Annotated in this window: 3 protein-coding genes; all 3 read right to left on the reverse strand. The window is 59.1% G+C overall.

Features of this window, described 5'->3' with window-relative positions; all coding sequences use genetic code 11:
* Positions 1 to 593, reverse strand: a 593-nt coding sequence (gene virB5 / locus KDX37_RS28805) for a P-type DNA transfer protein VirB5 (protein WP_231656577.1), incomplete at its 3' end; no start/stop codon positions are given.
* Positions 590 to 3064 (reverse strand): VirB4 family type IV secretion system protein, encoded by a 2475-nt coding sequence (locus KDX37_RS28810; protein ID WP_231656578.1) that lies wholly within the window; start codon positions 3062 to 3064, stop codon positions 590 to 592. The genes KDX37_RS28810 and virB5, both read right to left, overlap by 4 nt.
* Positions 3003 to 3408: conjugal transfer protein (locus tag KDX37_RS28815; protein WP_231656579.1), on the reverse strand; the 406-nt coding region annotated here is incomplete at its 5' end. The genes KDX37_RS28810 and KDX37_RS28815, both read right to left, overlap by 62 nt.

A 3408-nucleotide genomic window follows, 5' to 3' on the forward strand; every position in this document is an offset into this window, starting at 1 on the left:
TGAAGCATCTGCATGTTGGCCAGCCGCATCTGCTGGTTTTGCAGCTCGATCAACTCCTGCTGGTAGCGCAGCTGTAAATCCTCCTTCTGCTGTGGGGTCGTCACCTCGTTCAGCCGTGCCCGCAGGAACTCGGCGTTCTTGACCCGTTCGGTGCTGGCGTTGTAATTGCGCTCCAGCGCATCGGCAACCGACATCATCTGGTCGAATTTCTGCTGCACGCTGGCATTATCCGAGGTTAAGCCGTAGCGGTCACGCAAACTGGCGATGTCCCGTGCCGTGCCGTAGACATCGGCCCAGTCCCCCATGGGCATCACCTTGTTCAAGGCGGGATCGTTCAGAAACCCACCCAACATGTCATTGCCGGTGATGATGCTCTTGTAGTGGTTGTACTGCTGCGCGGTCTCGCGGATGGCGTCCTTGGCCGTGGTCAGCGCGTCCATCGCCTGCTTGGCCTGGGCCAACGCATTCGCCCTCAGCGTGAGCAGGGTAGACGGGTCCAGGACCGGAACGCCTGGCACTGCGGCGTGGGCAGCAGGCAGGGCGGCGGTCAACATGAGCGCGCTCAGCGCATAAGCCATCACGTGTTTGTTCATGATGAAACCTCCATTTCGTTGTGTTCCTGAAGGGCTTTCCAGGCCTTCTGGAAGGCGGGCATCCAGCGCTGTGCATCTCGCGTGTTCATGGACTGGCGCAGGTTCTCGGCGTAGTCGAACGCGGGCAGCCATACAGCGGGATCGTCGGTGTTCAACCATTGGCGCACGGCCTCGGCCACCAGAAACGCATCGACCCACACCTTGGGATCGGTCGTGCCCAGGTGTTGCCGGATACGCTCGGCCACCGCCAGGTTCATTTTCGTGGCCGACAGCAACGGCAACCAGTACTTGAGGGGGCCGCCCAGCTCCATCTTCAGCTTCACCGTCTGGTGACCCTGCTGCACCACCATTTCCCGGCTGAGTTTCCCCATGGCACGCACGGTGTCGAACAGCTTGCCCGTGACGCCAAACTTCGCGTAGCTCTCGGCCTGGGCGTTTTTGTTGGGCAACCACATGGGGGTAGTCACCTGCTGAATGACCGCCGGAGCATACTTCGTCGCCAGCGCTTGCTCGGGGTACTGGGTGTCCATGATCAGGATTTCCCCGCGCATGCGTCCGCTTTGCAGAACCTCCTGGATGGCGTCTGCCGTACTCTTGAAGGACAGCGGTGCCCAGTACTCGGCCACCACGTTCAGCAGCAGGTTGCCGGGGCGGGCTTCGTGCATTTCGCGCTTCATGTAGAACAGCGTGTTCAGAAACGCTTCCATGACCTCGGGGTGCTTCTGGGCGTAGTCGTTTTTGAGCAACTGCGTGCAGTCAAAGGCCAGTCGCCGGTAGGTCTGCGCATCGAACTGGTTGACAGGCGAATCCAGTACCCAGGCGTATTGCCCTACACGACCTTCACCGGCCAGGCGACACCATTTCGATAGCCGGGTCCGCAAGCAGTTTTCGCCTTGCTCAGGGATGTTTCGCAGCAGCAATGACATGCTGCGATTGCGCACGTTGGTGTGCGCCATGACCGCTTCGACAGAATCTTTGATCATGCGCTGGTCGGCTTCGTCGGTTTTCGCAGGGCCACCGGCGCAGCACAGCACCAGGTCAAACAGCATTTGCCGCAACCCCGGACTGTCGTGAAACTGGAACGGGTTGACGCCGGTGAAGTGCCCCAGCTGCACGGTGTAATACTCGGCCCCCAGTGCACACAGCAGGTGTTTCAGCGACTCGTTGTAGTCGATGCTGAATATCAGCGGATCGAAGCGGCTGAGAAAGGTCAGCAGGGTGGCCTCAGCGGTGGTTTTACCCACCCCGGTCTGGCCCGTGAAGACCGCATGACCTGGCAGCATTTCACCGAGGTTGTTTTGGCCGGGCGGGCTGTCATGCACGTTGAGGATATACAGCGCCTTGTTGACCGTCAGCACCGGCATCACGCCCGTTCCATCACCGATGGGGTTGCCCTTGACCTTGCCCGTGGGAGTGGAGTGCAGGGAAAAGCTGCACGCCAGGTTCTCGGTCGATTTCATCATGGGGTACATGGCCTCGGTCACGCCGGGGAACTGTGTGTACCAGGTGTCGATGTTGCTCATGGTCGAACGCACGAAAGTCGCGTCACGCACCGTAAACACCGAGGCCATTTTCGTGCCGTTCTCGATGGCCTGATCCGGGGTCTTGCCGAAAACGATCAGCGAGGCGTGATAGCGACCAAACGCCTTATCGCCCAGTGTGATGGCATCGATGGCATTTTCAAGCTCCTCGGTCTGCCTGGAATCGCGCTCCACAGAACCCAGGTCCGCCACGTGCTTTTTGAATTTGTCCTTGGCCTTGTTACGGTCTTCGAACAGAAACGTTTGCACCAGGGTGAACTCGAACTGCTGCTCGATGGCCTCGTCCCACATACCGGGGTAGGTCCCGCCACTGGGGTAGTCGCGCAGGTCAAAGGTAGTCGCGAAGCGCTGGCCACCCCGATTGGGCCGGTTCTCGACAAAATCGTAGTTTTCGAAGTTGGTGACGCTATCAATGATCGCGTCACCCAGGCGGGTGTCGCTGACCAGCACGTCTTTCTCATGACCATTGAGCAGCAGGCTGTAGTAGCGCCCGATCTGCGAGAACAATGCACCGTGTTCGTTTTCTTCCAGCCCCATGATGACCGGGTCATATTCGGCCAGCAACGTAGAGGACAGCGACAACAGGTCGCTCATGCGCTCGATCCCTTCATCCACCTCGCGGTATTTGAGGATCAGGGCAATGCTGTACCCGACCTGATAGAAGGTGCCGTTGCGAAACGGTTCGGTATAAGCGTCTACGAAGTCCTGCAGGGCAGGTAGCGGCATCGTGTACTGCGTGTCCAGCTCGATGCCTGTCTTGGTGGTGTAGGTGTGCACCAACAGGTTTTTCCCTTCTTTCTTGCCCAACGCCAGAAAGTAGCGGTTGCGGGTCTCGCACAGGCGGATCAGTTCTTCATCACTGCGAGTCTCAGGGGAGACCCCCTTGAGCTGGATCAGGCTCACCAGGCGATTGCCTGACAGGGTTGTCATGAGCTCGTCTACCGGATAGCCCATCAGCGGCACTTTGTCCTCCGCTGGCATAACGCTTTTGTGAAAATCGTGCGCCATAGAATTTGCTCCATTGCGGATTAATGGGGGTCAGCAACAACGGTTTGCCGTACTTGAGGTTCAGCCGGAGACGCCGCAGCGCAAAGCGGACGCGGCGCAAATATTGAGGATCGATCAGGCCAACCACCCTCAAGGCGATGAGGGCAATCAGGAATGGGGAGGCAGCGACCAGGCCCCACACCCAGGACAGCAGAAACGTCGCAGCAACACCGAAGACCAAGCCGCCCATCAGCAATCCCACCATCGGCATGATGGGGATGTTCCAG

This window comes from Pseudomonas californiensis, assembly GCF_021147775.1.
GTDB lineage: Bacteria > Pseudomonadota > Gammaproteobacteria > Pseudomonadales > Pseudomonadaceae > Aquipseudomonas > Aquipseudomonas californiensis.

What these genes read in the sequence shown, in the direction of transcription:
- KDX37_RS28810 (WP_231656578.1), bottom strand. Translation starts at nt 3,064, where the DNA reads ATGACAACCCTGTCAGGCAATCGCCTGGTGAGCCTGATCCAGCTCAAG.